Origin of the sequence: Phaeodactylibacter sp. (assembly GCF_040219495.1) — a bacterium.
Taxonomy (GTDB): Bacteria; Bacteroidota; Bacteroidia; order Chitinophagales; family Saprospiraceae; genus Phaeodactylibacter.
Genome location: NZ_JAVJSK010000056.1, coordinates 1 through 16771, shown reverse-complemented (window position 1 = coordinate 16771; position 16771 = coordinate 1). Strand labels below are relative to the sequence as shown.

The following is a 16771-nucleotide window of genomic DNA, read 5'->3' as shown; positions in this document are numbered from 1 at the left end:
ATCAATGAAAACCGTAAGCTGCCAGCAGGTCATTGACTGGCAAAATGAAAACATCTGCCATAACCATTACGGACTACGAAAACAAATGGATAGGGAACTAAAAAGCGGTACATCAGATGGTTAGCAAACCGAACACCCTATGATGAATGGTATGACTCTCAGGCCTTTGTATTATATACCCTAACCATCTCGGAGTGCGAATATTTGCATGTTGAAATATTGTGAAAAAATTCAACAATAGGATAACTCCGGTAACCGCTTGTGGAGACAGCCCTATAAGGAAGGCAAAGACAAAGCTTCCAAGGAAAGTAAAAGAAATCATTTCTGCTGGGCTAAAGAAGAAAGCTCCATATGTATCTAATCTTTCAGCGCTATGATGCATTTGGTGAAATGTTCTCCAAAGCAAGTCAAACCTATGAACACTCCTGTGATATATATAAAATACCAGTTGATAACCGAGAATTCCGATCAACATACCACCGAAAGTTCCCCAACCTGACAAATCGAATAGCAAATACTGTGATATGAAAGGGTCAATCCAAATTGGTAAATAGGATGATACAAAGAAGAAGACGATAAAGGAAATTATTCCTTTCAGTTTCCAATGACGTACATTAGGCAGTTTTCTCCCTGGCACTAAAGATTCCCAAATCATTAGCGCCGCATACATTGATAATACGATTAGTGAAATCGGATCAAGAATAATTTCCAACGGAGTTGGTAAGTGCGAAATTATATTTTCCATTTTTTAAAATTTATAGTTTAACAGACTAGTTGGTGCAAATATAGATGTTTATTTAATTAAACCAACTAGTCTGTTTATTTTTTTTTATATTTGTTTAATGGCAAGAGATGGAAAACCTACTAGAGATAAGATACTAACCGAGTCAAGAGCATTGATTTATGAAAATGGATTTGCGGGCACCTCTGTAGATAAAATACTGGAGAAGACAGGGATCACCAAGGGGGCATTCTTTTATCACTTTAAAACAAAGAACCATCTGGCAAAATCCTTAATCGAAGAATATGCAAGAGAAGACAAGTCTCATTTAGAGCATGGCCTGGAAGAGACTAAAAGTATGGAGGATAGACCTGTAGAGCGACTCATAGATTTTGTACAAGTCTTCATTGATGGAATGAGCACCCTCGAAGAACCTCCAAGTTGCCTTTATGCTTCTTATACAAATGAGACTTCTCAGTTTGATCAAGAAACTAAAGACCTGATTGCCAATTCTATTTTAGAATGGAGAAAAACATTTATTGATCTATTAAAACAAGCTAAGATTAATGAAAAAAGTAAAATTGAAATAGATATACCATCACTGGCAGATCAATTTGTAGTAATCTTTGAGGGGGCCTTTATCGTTTCAAAAGCTCTGAATGAGCCTGACTTAACAGCCAAGCAACTCACACACCTTCGTAACTATATTCAATTACTTCTAAAAAAGTAGACTAGGTTTTTGAAAATGAAGCACAACGGTTACTGTATGGTGTCGTAGCATCCCGCAGGGTGCTATGCACTATACAGATTGTTGTGCTTTCGTTATTATTTCTCTTTAAACATTTCATTGTATTCTTTCACGTGATTTGGAAATTCTTCTTCGAAAAAGGGATATGGAATGCCTTCCAATGTAATTTCAAATCCTTCACTATCCATTCCACTAATTTGATTTCCAATTCCTTTAATTTCGATACCTGAATCGTCCTTAACCGTCAGTTGCTCTATTGTTCGAGTTGAAATGAGTTTATCTTCGGGGTAATCACTTGCTAATTCAATTCCGTTGGACTTACAATATTCTTTAATAAAGTCATATCCGATATTCATTTTTGTAAATGAAATCTCACCAAAAACGACTCCCATTGGTGCATCAGCGTTTTCTAATCGAGTTGTTCCCAATTTTTCCTTACTTAGAAATATGGTGTATTCTTTTTTCATTCGCCTTCAATATCTTTATCTATTACCCAAGGAATTCTACAGTCAAATTCTACTTGAACTAAATCTTGGTCAATTTTGAATACTGACATAGTTTTTGCTTTAGTAAACCCAATACCAAAATTGTCTGTTATTTGGTGAAAATCTAAAGTAAATCCGCCACTCGGCAAAGGGATTGAACAGTCTTTTCCATTGAAATTTCCTATGAAATGAAACCAACCACAATAGTAATGTAAACCGTTTTCTAATTTTGCCATATGGCTAATTTCAATTTCTTTATTTGGGTCAATCCCTAATTTATCAAATAAATGACCTATTTCAGCTGGAAATACTTTTTTCCTAAATGCGATATAGTTCAAACAGTTTCCACAACCGCAACTCTCAGCACTAGGTTTGTCAATTCTAGAATATTCATTAATGGTCAATTCCTTATCGACTTCAAAGCTCCAATCTTTATATGTTAATTCGATTTTTGTCATTTACTCTAATGAAGCACAACTAGGATATATACGAACATCCCCCCCATTTCACACACCCACCTACACACTCCCCCACCACAAAATAGCAGCTTGACAATCAATCACTTACAAGCTACTACCCGTTTACAAACGGTTATAACCGTTTGTAAACGGGAAACAACTGCTCAGAGCGTAAAAGTCAGGCACCTCCCGGGCTTCAAAGCGTGAACCACGCCGCATTATTTTGGACTAGCCGATTGATGCACAGGTAAAACCGGGCTCAAACCACCACAATATAAAACACTGTCGTTTGAAAAGCAACCCAATTGAACCCCAACACGCTCTTACACCAGATGAAGGAAAAAAACAATCAGGCTATTTCACGCCAGGCCCCATCAACCTCCAGCGCCCACATTTGCGACGTCTCCGGGTCGAGTACCTCTAAGGCAATCCACGCATTGTAAAGCAACTTTTGCAGTACTTCATGCTTTTCTACCAGCATCTGCACGCGTTCTCTTGGCGCTACCACGAAGGCGGTCAGCCGCAGGGGCTTATGGTAGAGCTCCTCGTCGTTTTTCATGACTGATTGCCAGGGCAGGCCGTGCATGAGGTCACTGCCATTGCCCTGCATGATACCGATTTTACCAACTACATTGTGGGTCACTTTACTGCCGCTGCCGAAGGCGGTGTTGTCAACTGTAGAGAAAAAGTACTGATTGTTGATCCACTGCGCGACGACGAGTGGGGCAGTCAGGATCACTTCCAGACTCTTGCTTTCAGGATCCTGCGACCAGTCGTAGGAGTGCAGAAAGCAGCGGCCTTTCAGGTCGAGATTTGCCGTCATGTGGCGGGGAGCAACTACAAATCCGGCATTTCCGGCCAGCCCCCATTCCGGGCGCACTTCCGACCAGTCGGCGCTGCGGCGTAGCATCCCTTTGCTGTCTTTGAGCCCAAACTGTACCGCCCGTACGTTCAGGTTGCGCTGCTGGGCTTCCGCCAAATTGCTTCGCAGGGCTGTGATCTGCACCTGTTTTACGGCGTCCAGTTCCGGCAGGTCGATCAGGCGGACCGCATCAGTTGTCGTGTTGTGCTCCGCACCAACGAAGAGAGTATCCGCGGGGATTACAATCCCTTCTTCTGCCAATGCTTCCCGAACCGCTTTCTGATTGAGAATACTGGCCATGGCCGCCGCATTGGGCCCTCCGTGGCTGCCGCCACAAGCCCCACAATCGAGTGCAGCCGCATAGGGGTTATTCTCAGTTTGGCTCCCGTGCCCGCAGAGCACCACCAGAGGGGCAAAGTTGCGGGTCAGCCCCATCATACGCAGTGCATTCCCGGCGTAGGCAATTTGTTGCTCCATTGGGATGCCCCATTCAGCCGCAGGGGACACGTCGGGCAGCAGGTCAATTTCCGGCCGGAACCAGCGGCGGCCAGCCCGCCGCATCCGGGCTAAAGGCCCGGGGATCAGGCTACGCCCTATGGTGATCAGGCCAGCGGGCAAGCCCAGGGCCTCTACAGCAGCAAAAGGCGTCGCGATATTATATTTCAGCGATTTGTATGCTTGTTTCAACTCCTGTAGCAACTTCAGCCCGCTTTGGTGCTTTTCCAGATCCTGCGTACAGCAACTGCCAGCCACTTCTTTCAATTCATGCGCAGGCTGCAGCAGTACCGGCAGCGACTTCACCCGCTTGCCCAACACCGTTTGATAAGCAATCGGCAGACCGAAAAAACCAGCGAAGCCTAAAGTCTCGTACTGCCCGCAGCTTTCCAACTGACGGCGGAAAGGCTCCGACCGCACATCAATACAAAAGGCAAGTTGTGCCTCCGGGCGGCCCATCACGGCCGGGGTCTCCAACTGCGACCGCAGGTCGTCCGCCATGCGGGTACGGAAGGACTGCTCCCAGGATTCCAGAAGCGATAACCGGATCAGATAGTAAGCCTCCCTGAGCACCTTGAGCAGGCTCGCCCAATCGGCAGCGGCCGTCCCCAGGGGAGGGTCCAGCTGCGCGACCGCCCATTGATGGAGCAGGCTCCACTCCTTTGCAGGCGCAGGTTCGGGCGCTTCCTGAGCAGCTCCGTTTACCGCAGCCAGCAACAGGCGTACCGCCAGATAATCTTCCAGATCAATAGAGTACCGCTGCTGAGGCGCATAGTCTGCCTGCTCACTCCTCCAGCGGATATAGGAAGCCCACCCCGGCAGGGCCATCAGGTGGTCGCGGAGGAAGTCGCGCTGCTCCGCACTATCAATGCCTAAATGGCGCAGCAGCATCAGCAGGGCAGGTCCCGTGGCTTCCGGCAACCGCCTGATAAAATTCGTTTGCTCCGCTTGATGCAACAACAACGACTTCACAGCCCGGAAGAAACCGCGTTCGCGGAAAGGCATCGGCCAGGCGGCCTGCCCCTCGTCCAGAAAAGCCCCCAGCCAGGTAATCGCATCCTGATTCACAGGCTCCAGAGTAGCTTGCCAGGGCCGCTGTTGGCCCATCGCCCGAAGGCTGTCGGTCAAAAGTCGATCTGCCGCCTGAGGCACCTCCCGCTCATCGAGCCGTTGTACCATAGTAGTAAAAAGTGGCTCCAACCTCAGCGGCTGCTTTCCGAAAGGCAGCTCGGAAGGCAGGGTTTCCAGAGCCCGGCTTACCGCATCAGCCATTGCCGGCTCCTGTATTTCCCCACGCGCTGCCGCGCTGCGGATTTGCCAGAGTGCAGGCAGGGTGTTCGCATCAAAGAGCTCCTGCCCGCGGCGTACGGCTTTCGCAAAAGGCAGCTTTTCCAATCCCTGAAGAGGGTTGCAGGCTACCGCATGAGCCAAAGGCCAGGTGGGGGCAATCAAAGTGAAAAGCTGTTCCAAATCTTCCTGAAGCGTTTCCATGCCCTGATGTATATGTTGTTGTGTGAGGGTCTCAGCAGTTGTCATGTCTTCCTGATTTTTAGATGGATAAATGGACTAAAGCCGGTAAGCGCTACGGCGCAAATTCAGTGTGGTACGCATAGGCTGACTAGCCCGAAGTGCCCACAGGTAAATCCGGGCAATCCAGCTGTCATTGACGGTGCCCGGTAGATAGTCACGGAAAACCATCAGCAGCCAGCCCAGTACAAAGAACCCGGCAATGCCCATATGCAGGCCGTTCAGTGCAGGTGCGGTGAGCTGTGCCAGTTGGGATTCTACCGCCCAAACAGATAAGCCATAGATCGTGGAGCCGAGCAAGCCTAACGTAGCCGCCAATACCAAACGCCCGGTAGTCGGCGATGGCTCCGCTATCGTCATCACGGCATGGGCGCAGGTGATACCGCAAAACAACAGGAGCAGCGCATAAGTGCTGCCGAGGCCACCGGTACTACCAGTGAACATCCAGAAAATAAAGGCCCCCAAGCCACCCATTGTCAATCCGAAGATGAAAATAGGCAGGGCTTTGGGGCCATACAAACTGAGGCTTTTATTGCGGGCAGCTTTAATGGTAGAGCCTGCACTCAGGAAAAGGGACGCTTTGAAGAAGCCGTGCCAGATCATATGCGCAATGGCCGCCGGGAACAACCCCATGCCGCACTGCATGATCATAAAGCCCATTTGGCCCATCGTCGAACAAGTCAGAGTGCGCTTGACGTCGCTTTGTACCAGCATCCAGGTAGTGCCAGCGATAGCCGTAAAGCCGCCCAATACCACAAGCAGGGTCGGGCTCCAGGCCAAAAGGCTCCAGACCGGATAAAACTTGTAGAGAATAACCGCCCCCCCGTTGACCAGCCCGGCATGCATGAAGGCAGAAACCGGTGTGGGCGCATTCGCAGAACCGATCAGCCAGCGGTGGAAGGGCCAAATGGCAGATTGTGCCAGTGCAGACAACACTACCAGGCTGCCAATGAGCAGTGCCCAACCTCCGGAAACAGTGCCGCTGCCCAAAGCTTCAAAGGACGTATGCCCCTCTGTGTAGTAGATCAGCCCGGCAGCAATCAGCAGCAGCAGGGCCCCTCCAGCCAGGTGCAATAACGCCAGGCGGGAGGAAGCACGGGCGGCGGCCCATTCCAATTGAAAGCCAATGAGCCGCGATAAAAACAAATTGCTGGCCAATAAGCTGCCGGCTGCCAGGAATAGCTGCCCCGATGCGCTGAAAAAGACCAGCGATAAAGTTAGCCCGATCAGATAACGGAACATCAGCCGCTGATTCCGGTGACCGCCGAAATGCCGCAGCGCGTAGGCCTGAACCGCTAAACTGACGAAACTGACTACGGCAGTCAATAAAGTATTGGTGGGAGAGAAAACCAGCCCTAAACCGTCCCTAAGGAGCTCGGGCACGAAAAGTGCTCCCAAGCTGATCAGCAACGCCAGACCGGTGAGGGTGGTGCTGTAACGCTCCGCTTTGGGAAGTGGGCTTAGTAATCCAAGTAGTGCAAACGTAAGCAGTCCGATTAAAATCATTTTGTTGGTGTTGATTTCGGGCTGCAAGGTATAATGCGCTTCTCTATAAATAAAATTAAAAATCTTGATGCTTATTATTAGAAAAACTAATAGCTTTGAGTTGGAATTTAACTGCCGTGTGCATCGTAAAGCCTAAAGATGGATCACAAAATTTTATACCTGGATTTACCCCTGCTCCGAACATTTATTACACTCATCGATCAGCAAGGGTACAGCCTGGCGGCCAATGAACTGGGGCGAACACAGTCGGCCATCAGTCAGCAGATCAAAAAATTAGAGCAACTTGCAGGGCAGCAACTGGTCAAAAAGCAGGGGCGGCAGCTCCGGATGACAGAGGCCGGCGAGGTGGTCTACCGGCACGGCATGCGTATGCTGCATGTAGAGCAGCAGCTGCGGGAGGAACTGTTCAGCGAAGAAATCGAAGGGCGGGTGCGGCTGGGCATACCGGAAGACCTGGCCACCCACTACCTCTTACCGATCCTGGCACGGTTCCGGGAGCAGTACCCCCGCATTCAGCTATCTGTGGAATGCGACCTTACAGAAAACCTCTACCAAAACTTCAAGGCGAATGAGTACGAGCTGGTGATCCTCAAGCACGAGCAGCTCAATGTGGCTTACCCCGACCGCATCGTCAAAACCTGGTACGATCCCCTCGTATGGGTGGGCCGAAGTGAGAAAGAATGCAATGAATGGCAGTTTGCCAAACAAGTACCGGTCATCGTCTCCCCCGAGCCTTGTGTCTACCGGCGGCAGGTGCTGCATCAGCTGAATGCCGAGCAGTTTTCGATTGACCTGGCCTATGTAAGCGAGAGCTACAACAGCAAACTACTGGCCATAAGGGCGGGGCTGGGACTGGCCGCATTGCCGCAAAGCTTGGTGCCGGAGGATTGCGTTATCGTCAAGAGCGGGCTGCCAAAGCTTTCCGCGACTCAAATCTCCCTCTTCCGGTCGGACATACAAGCGAAGGTCGCCCAATACCTGCGCGACCGTATCATCGATAGCTTCGACAACCGCCTGGGCTTGCATCAGTAGACTTTTTTTCAGTCAATCAGCTCAGGCTAAGCTCCTGAAATCCCGGTAATTACCGGGACGTGTGGTTGAAAACAGCTCGTTTCCCCACTGCACTGACCCGACGCATCAAGGCTAGTCTACATAGAGGACCAGGCCTTTGAGGTACTCCCCTTCCGGGTGAAAAATGCCAACGGGGTGGTCTGCCGGTTGGGACAGCTGGTGCAGGATGCGCGCACTGCGCCCGGCTTCGTGGGCAGCCGCTACGATGGTATTGTTGAACAGCGCCCGGTCTACCACCTGCGAACAGGAAAAGGTAAACAACAAACCGCCCGGTTTTACTTTTTGCAGCGCCAGCGCATTCAGGCGCTTGTACCCCTGCACGGCATTATGGCGCTTCTTGATATTTTTGGCGAAAGCCGGCGGGTCCACAACCACGATGTCATAATCAGTAGGAGCAGTCTTGAGAAAAGTCATCACATCCTGCGTATGGCTGTGGTGGCGCCCGGCTTCAAAACCGCCCAGAGCAACGTTGCGGTCGGTCAGTTCCATAGCCGGTTGAGAGACATCCACAGAATCCACCTGACGGGCTCCGGCCTGAAGGGCGTAGATGGAAAAACCACCGGTGTAGCAGAAGGTATTCAGCACTTTCTTACCCGGTGCATACTTGGCCAGCAGCTGCCGGTTTTCCCGCTGATCGATGAAAAAGCCGGTTTTCTGGCCCGTCTCCCAGTTCACCCAGAATTGATGCCCGTATTCCAAAACCGGCGTTGGAGCGCTTTCTCCCCATACGTACCCATTCGTGATGGCTTCGGCGTAATTGCGGGGCAGGGTCTCGGCACTTTTATCATACACAGCACTGAGCTGAGCGCCAAGCACGTTGCGCAGCGCGAGGGTAAGCTGCGGCAAAGCCCGGTGCATCCCGATAGAATGGCATTGCACCACCGCCACACCGGCATAAATATCGATAATGAGCCCCGGCAGGCCATCACCCTCAGCGTGGATCAACCGGTAGGCATTGAGGTCCTCTCGCTGCGTAAGCCCCAGCACGGAACGGCAATTCCAGGCATTTTGAAGCCGATCGTCCCAAAAGGCCTGATCGGGCATAGCTTCCCCGAAGGTGATCATGCGCACCATGATGCTGCCGTGCTGAAAGTGGCCAAACCCTAAAGGTTCCTCATCTTCACCTACCACCTGCACGGTATCACCATCCTGTACCCCCTCGGGAGCAGTCTTGATGGCACCACTGAAAACCCAGGGGTGGCGGCGGCGCAGCGCCACTACTTTTTTCTTCCGTATTACAACTTGCTTCATGTGGTAAAGGTAGCCCTTATTTCAACTTCTTCAATTCTTCCATCATCAAATCAAAATCCACGTGCTCCCGGATCAGCGTGATGGCCCGCTTAATCTTCCAGGGGGTCCGGGTATTGATCTTCACCTCAATACGGCTGACCTTCACCACCGAGCCGTAAGTATCGAGTTGGGTGGTGATGACCGGTATCTCGTTATTGATAAAATAGGGATGCTCCATTTCTTCCGGCTTGTACCAATTTGCCCGCTTGCCATCGCCGGTCACGATCACGCCGGATAGCGGAGTCCGTTTCAGGTTTTTCATCTTGGCAATCTGCTTGACCTTCTCAATGGCTTCATTCAGCCGCTTGTGGCTGACGACCAGCAGGATATTGCGGAAAGCACTAAACTCGTTGAGGTCCACCAGCGACCCCGCCATGATATCCTCCACCCGGTTATTCAGCCGGTGCCCGTTGAAAACGAACCGGCCGTCTACCGCATCATTTACCGTTTCCATAATGGGAAAGAGCAGGGTTTTGTCAAAGGGTACTACTCCGAGTAGCGGTATGCCCATCTTTTCCAACTTCTTGCCTACAAAATGCGTGACCTCATCGTGCTTTTCGGGAATAACCTTATTCACAATCACACCAATTAACGGCAGGTTGTGCTCCCTGAATAAAGCAGTGCTCATGATCAGCCGGTCAATGGTACGGCCTATGCCGCCTTCCACTACCATCACCACGCCCGCATCCAGCATTTTGGCCACATCCGCATTCGAAAGGTCCACTACCCCACCCACTCCGGGGTGGCCCGTGCCTTCATAGACCATCACGTCAAAGTTGGGTTCCAGTTTTTCGGCTGCCGCCCGGATCGCCTTCGGGTATTCAAAGTCCCCGGGGTTGTCCAGGTAGGCTTTGGTCGCGCCCCGCCCCAAAATAACCGGGCTGTGGTATTCGGGGATCAACTCAAAGCCGATGACCTGAGAGAACAGCACGGCATCCTTATCTGCTGTTTTCCCGTTGACCGTCAGATGCTGCTGGCCGACGGGCTTACAGTAGCCTGTATTGTAGCCCATCTTTTGAAGGTTAGCGACGATGCCAAGCGTAGAAGTGGTCTTACCAATATGCTGCCCGGTGGCAGCGACATAAATGTTTTTCATAGGCGCTGATTTTGAGATAGGGCAAGGTAGGGATTTTTTCCCATCTGCTGAAGACGGCCAGCCTCCTTGCCGGAGGTGCTAACCCTTCAGGGCAGTGCGGTTGATCTTCCCGGTATCATTCTTGGGGAGCTCGGGCAGGAACACTACCTCCCGCGGCACTTTGAATTTGGCCAAATGAGCCTTGCAATACGTGCGCAGGGCTTCGACCTCCACTGCTGCTGCTCCGGCTTTCAACACCACAAACGCCCGGCCGGACTCACCCCACTTCTCATCGGGCACACCAATGACCGCGGCTTCCGCTACATCAGGATGAGCCTGCAGTACGCGTTCCACTTCTGCCGGATAGACATTCTCACCGCCGGAAATGTACATGTTCTTGATGCGGTCCACTACAAAGAAATAATGGCCCTCATCCGCCCTTACCATATCCCCGGTATGGAACCAGCCATCAGTCATGGATTTTTGCGTAGCGGCCTCGTTTTGCCAGTAGCCCGGGGTCACCATCGGGCCTTTCAGCCAGAGTTCGCCAGCCTCCCCTTGCGCCGTATCCCTACCCTGAGCATCGACGATACGGGTCTGCACATAATAATTCGGGCGCCCGATTGAGCCTTTCTTCCGGATGGCATCATCCTGATGCAAGGAAAACAAGTTGGGCCCTACTTCGGTCATACCGTAGCCCTGCCTCACCGGTACCCCTTTTTTGTCCCACTTCTCAATGAGCGGTATAGGCATGGGCTCACCGCCCACAATCAGGTAGTACAAGTCGGAGAATTTCGCTGCTTCGAAGCCCGGTGCTTCTGCCATCATCTTCAGGATGGTAGGCACGCCCATGAACAGGGTCGCCCGTTCTTCCTGCAGGAGCTGAAGCACTCGCTCCGGGTCAAATTTGCGCATCAGCACCGTGTATCCACCGTGGTGCAGGAAAGGTGTGGTGAGCACATTCCAGCCCCCGGTATGGAAAGGCGGCATCACATTGACCGTCCGGCTTTCGGTATTCACAATCAGGCTCATAGCCGTATTGATGCTGTTCCAAAAAAGCATCTTATGACTGTAAATAGCGCCCTTGGGGAAGCCAGTCGTACCCGAAGTATATAAAATAAAGGCCGGATGATCGGCCCCTACCGGCTGCAGGAGAAAAGCAGGGTGGACCTCGTCTTTAGCCTGTTCACAAAAATCGCTTAGCGTGCTCCAGGGCATATAATGAGCCACCTTCGCCAGTTCGTGCCCCGCTTTCAGCTGTGGCTCAAATTTGGCTTCGCAGATGATCAGCTTGGGGGCAGCATCTTGGAGCAGGTAGTCGATCTCAGCGGCAGCCAGGCGGTAATTCAGGGGCACAAGCACAAAGCCCATGCGCTGCATCGCGGCGAAGAGGGCAATGTACTCCAGGTTGTTTTCTGCCAGGAGCGCGATATGGTCACCCATTTTGATACCGTACTGCTCCTGCAGGTAGGCACAAAGGGCATCGCTGAGCCGGTCGAGCTGCCCGTAAGTCAGTACACGGCCTGTTTCGGCTTCCCTGACTGCTACTTTGTTCGGGCTGTAGAGCGCCCATTTTGCTATCCAGTCTTGTTGGAGTATGGGTTGTACTTGCATGGTGGTTAGGGTTTGGAGCGTTTTAGAGCGTGTTGTCAGCCTGTACACTCGTATGTGCTAAAGGTTGAATGCATCAAATTACGGTTATGACTTTGAAGTTTTTCAATTAAAGGGCGCAAAGGCGACTGACAATTATTCGCATGCCCCCCTACTCCGCGAACGCTGCGTGAACCCCACTCTCCCGAACTCTACATAAACCCCTCTACCCCAATTCATCACCCAAGCGTACCGCAGCACTCGCAAAAGCCAGTCCGCCACCCGAGCCAATAAAGTAAGCCAGCTGCCCGGCTTTCAGCTTACCTTCCTCATAAGCCTTATTGAAAGCCATAGGAATACAAGCCGAACCCGTATAACCGTAATAATGCATCACTGTATGAGCTTTTTCCCGGGGCTGCCCGAGGCGGTCCATCGTTTCCCAAATGCTGTTGATGTTGATTTGGGTAATGAAGAAGTGGTCAATTTCTTCCTGCCCAACGCCAATGCGCCGGCTCAGGTTATTAGCCATTTGAGACCAGATTTCCGGATTGAGCTCTTTGGGGAATTTACGCACAAATTGCAACTGATGCCCGTGCTGATCAATCATCTCGTGAGTAACGGGCTTTTTAGCAGCACCACCGTAGATGCCCATCCACTCGTTGTACTGCCCTTCCGTGATCAGTTCAGTGGCCAGCACGCCTTTGTTCTTGTCTTCTCCGGCTTTAAGTACCACTGCCCCTGCCCCATCGGCAAAGAGGGTGACCGTTTTTTTGTCGGTTTTATTGAGGTATTTGCTCATAGCATAAGCCCCAATCACCAACACATGATTGTACTGTTCATCAGACCGGATGTACTTGGAGCCGATGTCCATAGCCGTTACGAAGCCCGCACAAGCGGTATTGATGTCAAAGGTCCCGGCATTTTTGGCACCAAGCCGGTTCTGTACCACAGACGAAGTAGAAGGGGAAATAAACTCCGGCGTATCCGTTGACAAGACGATCAGGTCTATATCTTCCGGAGAAAGGCCGGCCCGGTCCAGGGCCTGACGTGCGGCTTTTTCGCTCAGGTCGGCAGTGCTTTCTTCCTCGGTGCACCAGCGGCGCTCATAGATGGCGACGTTCTCCCGCAACCAGGTGTCTACGTCTTCTCCCAGGGCCTCATTGAAGTAGCTATTGGGTATGACCTGCTCCGGAGCGTAAGCTCCTACTGAACAGATATAGGCATTGCGCATGCGCTCAATTGATTTTGTTTGGTTGAATAGCGTTTATTAATGCAGGCTTTGTGTAGGCCATGGGTTAGGATTTTTTGCCAGATCAAGACCTGTCCCGCCAAAATAGCGGGAGAGCGCCCGGAACCTCGACTTCAGAAAGTTAGCCCTTTAATCCTCTTTCTTCGTGTAGCTACGAAGGTGAGGACCTGCCTGCGTATCGATACTTCGCTCTCCGGTGGCCAGAACGAGACACAGGCATGCGTGATGCGGAGCTGATGAAAAAGGCAATCCAGGGACACACAAATTTTACGTCAATAAACTCTAATAATAAGCTAATGTAGTATTTGCCGTTTGCTTTTCCCACAAAGGGCCCGAAAAGAAAGGGCATGCCCGTAAAGTCAAGGCCTTCTTTTACGGACATGCCCCTGTTGGATTCCAGCCGCTTCCTTTACAGGTTGATCCGGAACTCCATCGTATAAATACCGCGAGTTGGCGCGGCTGCTGTAAACTCCCGCAGTTCCTGATTGAAGAGGTTAACTGCAGATAAATTTACCTGATAACGGTCATTAAAGCGGTAACCGAGGTTTAAGTCAACGGTCACAAATCCACCAAGTGGGCCGTAGTTGTAGGTATCGGCGCTCCGGGCATCTTCGGTAATAGGCCGGCCCCGGTAGGTCAGCTCCGGGTACGAGCGGGCTCAGGAAGTCTTCAGAGATATTGTAGTAGGCATTGGCATCAATAAACAGCTTGTCCGGTACCAACTGCCCCCGGTAGCCCAACTCAGTGGTTTGCAGGCGTTCGACCGTTTGCTTGGGCACCTGTGTGCCATCAGCCAGTGTGAGGCCATCCGAATTGCCCAGGATCAACCCGTTGAAGAGGTCACCGAACATATTGAGAATGGTTGGTGCCGCAATACCCTGACCGTAAGTGAGGCGCCAGGTATCATAGTTGCCGATTTTGAGCAGGCCTGACTTAGAGCGTATTGGGACTTTTGTCTTCTAGTCGAAAACTAACAATTTTTTGGTTATGCGAGGCGCGAAAACCGGAGTTTAGCCTTAGCTAAATAGCCTGTCCCGCAGTTTGCGGGAAGGATTTTCGGGACTAGTGTAAGCAAGAAAGTGTCCCGGTGCACCGACCGGGACAGACCGATTACAAAAGTCCCAACACGCTCTAAGTGTCAACAGTCGTTTCACAAACATGGTCTTTTCTCTTTCAGTTAGAACAATCAGGTCAAATACAAATCCGGAATAGAATCTTGGTTCACCCGGATTCAACTACACCAATTAAAATTTGGATACCCAAAACAATCAATTGGCAACGTAACACCAGGATGCACAGTCATTCAATAAGCCTTGACTTAAAAAAGCAAAACTGTACCAAATCCGATTAAACCCCAATTTTTCAATGCGCCAAAGCTTGGGAATATGGTGGTTAACCGTTGCACAATTTTTATGGCACTCCCATGACAAAAAAGGTGACATTCGTCATCCCATTTTAGAACCAGCTTATTTTAAATTTGTCTAAATAAAACTAACGATTCATTCTATCAACAAGCAAAAGCCATGACCAGAAGATCGACCAACCGGACCGATGCCGATCCAACTGCAGTACGCCTACCCTTTCCGCTCCCCATCGTGGAGGCTAAGAAGAAGAAAAAGTGTTGTAAGAAGTACAAGAAAGGGAAGCGGTGTAAGAAGTGCCCTGATTGCTAGACCCGTTTCAGCTCAAATATCCAGTAATCGAATAAGCCGCCGGGCTTTAGCCGTTGTCTGCGTAAAATGCTGAAGCCTGCTCTTTTCACCTGTGCTTCATACTGAGACAGGGTGTATTGATGCGGGTGCAGCACATCTCCGGGAATTGCAGCAAAAACCGGTTGCAATATCGGATAGCGGTGTGCATCGACGGAGAGCCAGCAAGTGCCGTCCGGCTTCAGTGCCTGACGTAGTTTTTGCAGGGACAGGGGCAGGTCAGCGACATGATTGATGACATTCAGGCAAAAAATCTGGTCAAAAACAGCAACTGCCTCCAGCTCTTCCAGGGCCATTTGCCGAAAGGCAACATTGGGGAATGCGCCGGCCTGAAAATGAGGCAATGCCGTGTAGTGGCCCAGCAAGGGGTCAATAGCGCTGACCCTGGCTTGGGACAGCACCATATTAATCCCGGCAGGCCCGCAGCCGGCATCCAGCACCTCGCTACCGGGGGCTATATCGATACCCGTTTCCTGCATGATACGATGCCAGTAGGCTGCTTTTTGCGCCAGGTAGTTTTCCGGAATCTTAGCCGCCAAATAGCGTTTCCACCAACGAGCTTCTGCCCATTGTGCAATTTTCCACCGAAGATTCGAATGTCGTTGTTTTGCCATAACCCCTGAGCGTCGTACTTTGTGTGCATCCAAAGGTAAAATAAATCATTGGTCCATGCTTATATCGGTAGGCACACGGGTGCGTTTGGTGCACTTGCGTGAAGACGGGGTGGTCACGGAGCTCCTCCACGGGGAGGGCATGGCCAAAGTACGCCTAGATGACGGGGACGAGATCCCGGTCTTCCTGGAAGATCTTGCCCGCCCGGAGCCTGCGCCTTCCACTCAACCGGGCATAAAAGCTAAATTTGTACCGGGCAAGCAGGAGAAAAAAACGATACCTCCGAAACGGCCTGAGATCGAGAGCCAGTACCTTATTATCAAGAGCAAAGGCATTCAGGTGGCCTTTGACCCGCTGCCGGAGCCCGACGGGCAGGTCCGGCAGTACAATATCTACCTGCTCAACGATACCCGCAATGACTACCTGTTTACCTTTGAGCTGCAACTCGACGGGCGGGTGGTGCAGCGCGAGAACCAAAAGATGGACCGCACGTCTTTTGTCCCGGTCGGGCAACTGCATTTCGACCAGCTGAATGATGCCCCATCAGTAGCGGTATCCTGCTGGCGCCTGACGACAAGTGGCACCGGGCCTAAAATGGAAAAGCACCTGCGTATCCGCCCCAAGCAGTTCTTCAAGCGCACCAAGACCGCTCCCCTGCTCAACCGCAAGGTGCACCTGTTCCTGATCTTCGAGCCTGATGCAGACCAGCAAAATGACAAAAAAGAAGCGGAAGACCTTCGGGACTATACCCGCAAAAATACCCGCCCTAAGCCGGAGTGGCAGGACATCCGCACCCGCATGCCGCACGAGGTGCTGGAGATGGCCGAGTTCATCCCTGAAATCGACCTCCACATTGAGCAGCTAAGCAGTAATTTCAAAAAAATGAATAACGCCGAAATCCTGCGGATTCAGCTCTTCCACTTCGATCAGTACCTGCGCAAAGCCATACGGTTGGGCGTAGAGCGGGTCTTCATCATCCACGGTATTGGCAAGGGCAAACTGCGGGATGCGATCGCGAGCCGGCTGATTCAAATGCCGGAAGTACGCTCCTTCCGTAATGAGTACCACCACCGGTATGGGTATGGGGCTACGGAGGTGATCTTTTAGCGACGATCAATCAGCAGACTTGATGCGTCGGGGATCATTACAGAGCTTGTTTGGAGCGGTTTCGTCACGAAAATCAAGGATTTATGGTTCTGGCAAAGTCAATAAATTTGAGTTTAGCGGGCTAAATGAAAATTTAGAGCTTGTTGGGACTTTTGTCTTCTAGTCGAAAACTAACAATTTTTTGGTTAGACGAGGCACGAAAACCGGAGTTTAGCCTTAGCTAAATGAGGATTTTCGGGACGAAGTGTAAGCAAAAAAGTGTAGTT

15 protein-coding genes are annotated in these 16771 nt (G+C 51.0%); 3 read left to right on the top strand and 12 right to left on the bottom strand.

Features of this window, described 5'->3' with window-relative positions:
- Positions 1 to 112: 112 nt before the first annotated feature.
- A complete protein-coding gene (locus RIC19_RS08430) occupies positions 113 to 745 on the bottom strand; it encodes a sterol desaturase family protein (RefSeq protein WP_350177864.1) in 633 nt (210 codons plus the stop codon).
- 97 nt (positions 746 to 842) lie between these two features.
- Here RIC19_RS08430 and RIC19_RS08425 point away from each other — a divergent pair, with 97 nt between their 5' ends.
- Complete coding sequence (locus RIC19_RS08425) at positions 843 to 1451, top strand: TetR/AcrR family transcriptional regulator (protein WP_350177863.1); 609 nt, start codon at positions 843 to 845, stop codon at positions 1449 to 1451.
- Between the two features lie 95 nt (positions 1452 to 1546).
- On the opposite strand, the gene RIC19_RS08420 is transcribed toward RIC19_RS08425, so the two are convergent.
- From RIC19_RS08420 to RIC19_RS08405, 4 genes are all read right to left on the bottom strand, one after another.
- Positions 1547 to 1936, bottom strand: coding sequence for a hypothetical protein (locus tag RIC19_RS08420; RefSeq protein ID WP_350177862.1), 390 nt, complete (start codon positions 1934 to 1936; stop codon positions 1547 to 1549).
- Positions 1933 to 2412, bottom strand: a complete 480-nt coding sequence (locus tag RIC19_RS08415; protein ID WP_350177861.1) for a hypothetical protein — start codon at positions 2410 to 2412, stop codon at positions 1933 to 1935. Before RIC19_RS08415 ends, RIC19_RS08420 begins: the two co-directional genes overlap by 4 nt.
- A 349-nt stretch (positions 2413 to 2761) precedes the next feature.
- Entirely contained in the window at positions 2762 to 5305 is a 2544-nt protein-coding gene (locus tag RIC19_RS08410; protein ID WP_350177860.1) for a DUF2309 domain-containing protein, read from the bottom strand.
- 30 nt (positions 5306 to 5335) lie between these two features.
- Positions 5336 to 6802 carry a proton-conducting transporter transmembrane domain-containing protein gene (locus tag RIC19_RS08405; protein WP_350177859.1) on the bottom strand — a complete coding sequence of 489 codons (1467 nt, stop codon included), beginning with the start codon at positions 6800 to 6802 and terminating at the stop codon, positions 5336 to 5338.
- A gap of 138 nt (positions 6803 to 6940) precedes the next feature.
- On the opposite strand from RIC19_RS08405, the gene RIC19_RS08400 reads away from it, so the two are divergent.
- On the top strand, positions 6941 to 7834 hold the full coding sequence (locus RIC19_RS08400; protein WP_350177858.1) for a LysR family transcriptional regulator: 894 nt from the start codon (positions 6941 to 6943) through the stop codon (positions 7832 to 7834).
- A gap of 111 nt (positions 7835 to 7945) precedes the next feature.
- On the opposite strand, the gene RIC19_RS08395 is transcribed toward RIC19_RS08400, so the two are convergent.
- The 7 genes from RIC19_RS08395 to RIC19_RS08365 all read right to left on the bottom strand — a co-directional run bounded on the left by RIC19_RS08395 (position 7946) and on the right by RIC19_RS08365 (position 15400).
- Positions 7946 to 9124, bottom strand: a complete 1179-nt coding sequence (locus RIC19_RS08395; protein ID WP_350177857.1) for a class I SAM-dependent rRNA methyltransferase — start codon at positions 9122 to 9124, stop codon at positions 7946 to 7948.
- Between the two features lie 16 nt (positions 9125 to 9140).
- On the bottom strand, positions 9141 to 10259 hold the full coding sequence (locus RIC19_RS08390) for an AAA family ATPase (protein WP_350177856.1): 1119 nt from the start codon (positions 10257 to 10259) through the stop codon (positions 9141 to 9143).
- A gap of 78 nt (positions 10260 to 10337) precedes the next feature.
- Positions 10338 to 11852: a class I adenylate-forming enzyme family protein gene (locus tag RIC19_RS08385; RefSeq protein ID WP_350177855.1), complete on the bottom strand. Its 1515-nt coding sequence runs from the start codon at positions 11850 to 11852 to the stop codon at positions 10338 to 10340.
- A 202-nt stretch (positions 11853 to 12054) separates the two neighbouring features.
- Entirely contained in the window at positions 12055 to 13059 is a 1005-nt protein-coding gene (locus RIC19_RS08380; protein ID WP_350177854.1) for a 3-oxoacyl-ACP synthase III family protein, read from the bottom strand.
- A gap of 427 nt (positions 13060 to 13486) precedes the next feature.
- Positions 13487 to 13639, bottom strand: coding sequence for a hypothetical protein (locus tag RIC19_RS08375; protein ID WP_350177853.1), 153 nt, complete (start codon positions 13637 to 13639; stop codon positions 13487 to 13489).
- Positions 13629 to 13928: a hypothetical protein gene (locus RIC19_RS08370; RefSeq protein ID WP_350177852.1), complete on the bottom strand. Its 300-nt coding sequence runs from the start codon at positions 13926 to 13928 to the stop codon at positions 13629 to 13631. The genes RIC19_RS08375 and RIC19_RS08370 overlap by 11 nt, the downstream gene beginning before the upstream one ends.
- Before the next feature lie 818 nt (positions 13929 to 14746).
- Positions 14747 to 15400 carry a class I SAM-dependent methyltransferase gene (locus tag RIC19_RS08365; RefSeq protein WP_350177851.1) on the bottom strand — a complete coding sequence of 218 codons (654 nt, stop codon included), beginning with the start codon at positions 15398 to 15400 and terminating at the stop codon, positions 14747 to 14749.
- Positions 15401 to 15455: 55 nt separating this feature from the next.
- On the opposite strand from RIC19_RS08365, the gene RIC19_RS08360 reads away from it, so the two are divergent.
- On the top strand, positions 15456 to 16505 hold the full coding sequence (locus RIC19_RS08360) for a Smr/MutS family protein (RefSeq protein ID WP_350177850.1): 1050 nt from the start codon (positions 15456 to 15458) through the stop codon (positions 16503 to 16505).
- Positions 16506 to 16771 lie beyond the last annotated feature (266 nt).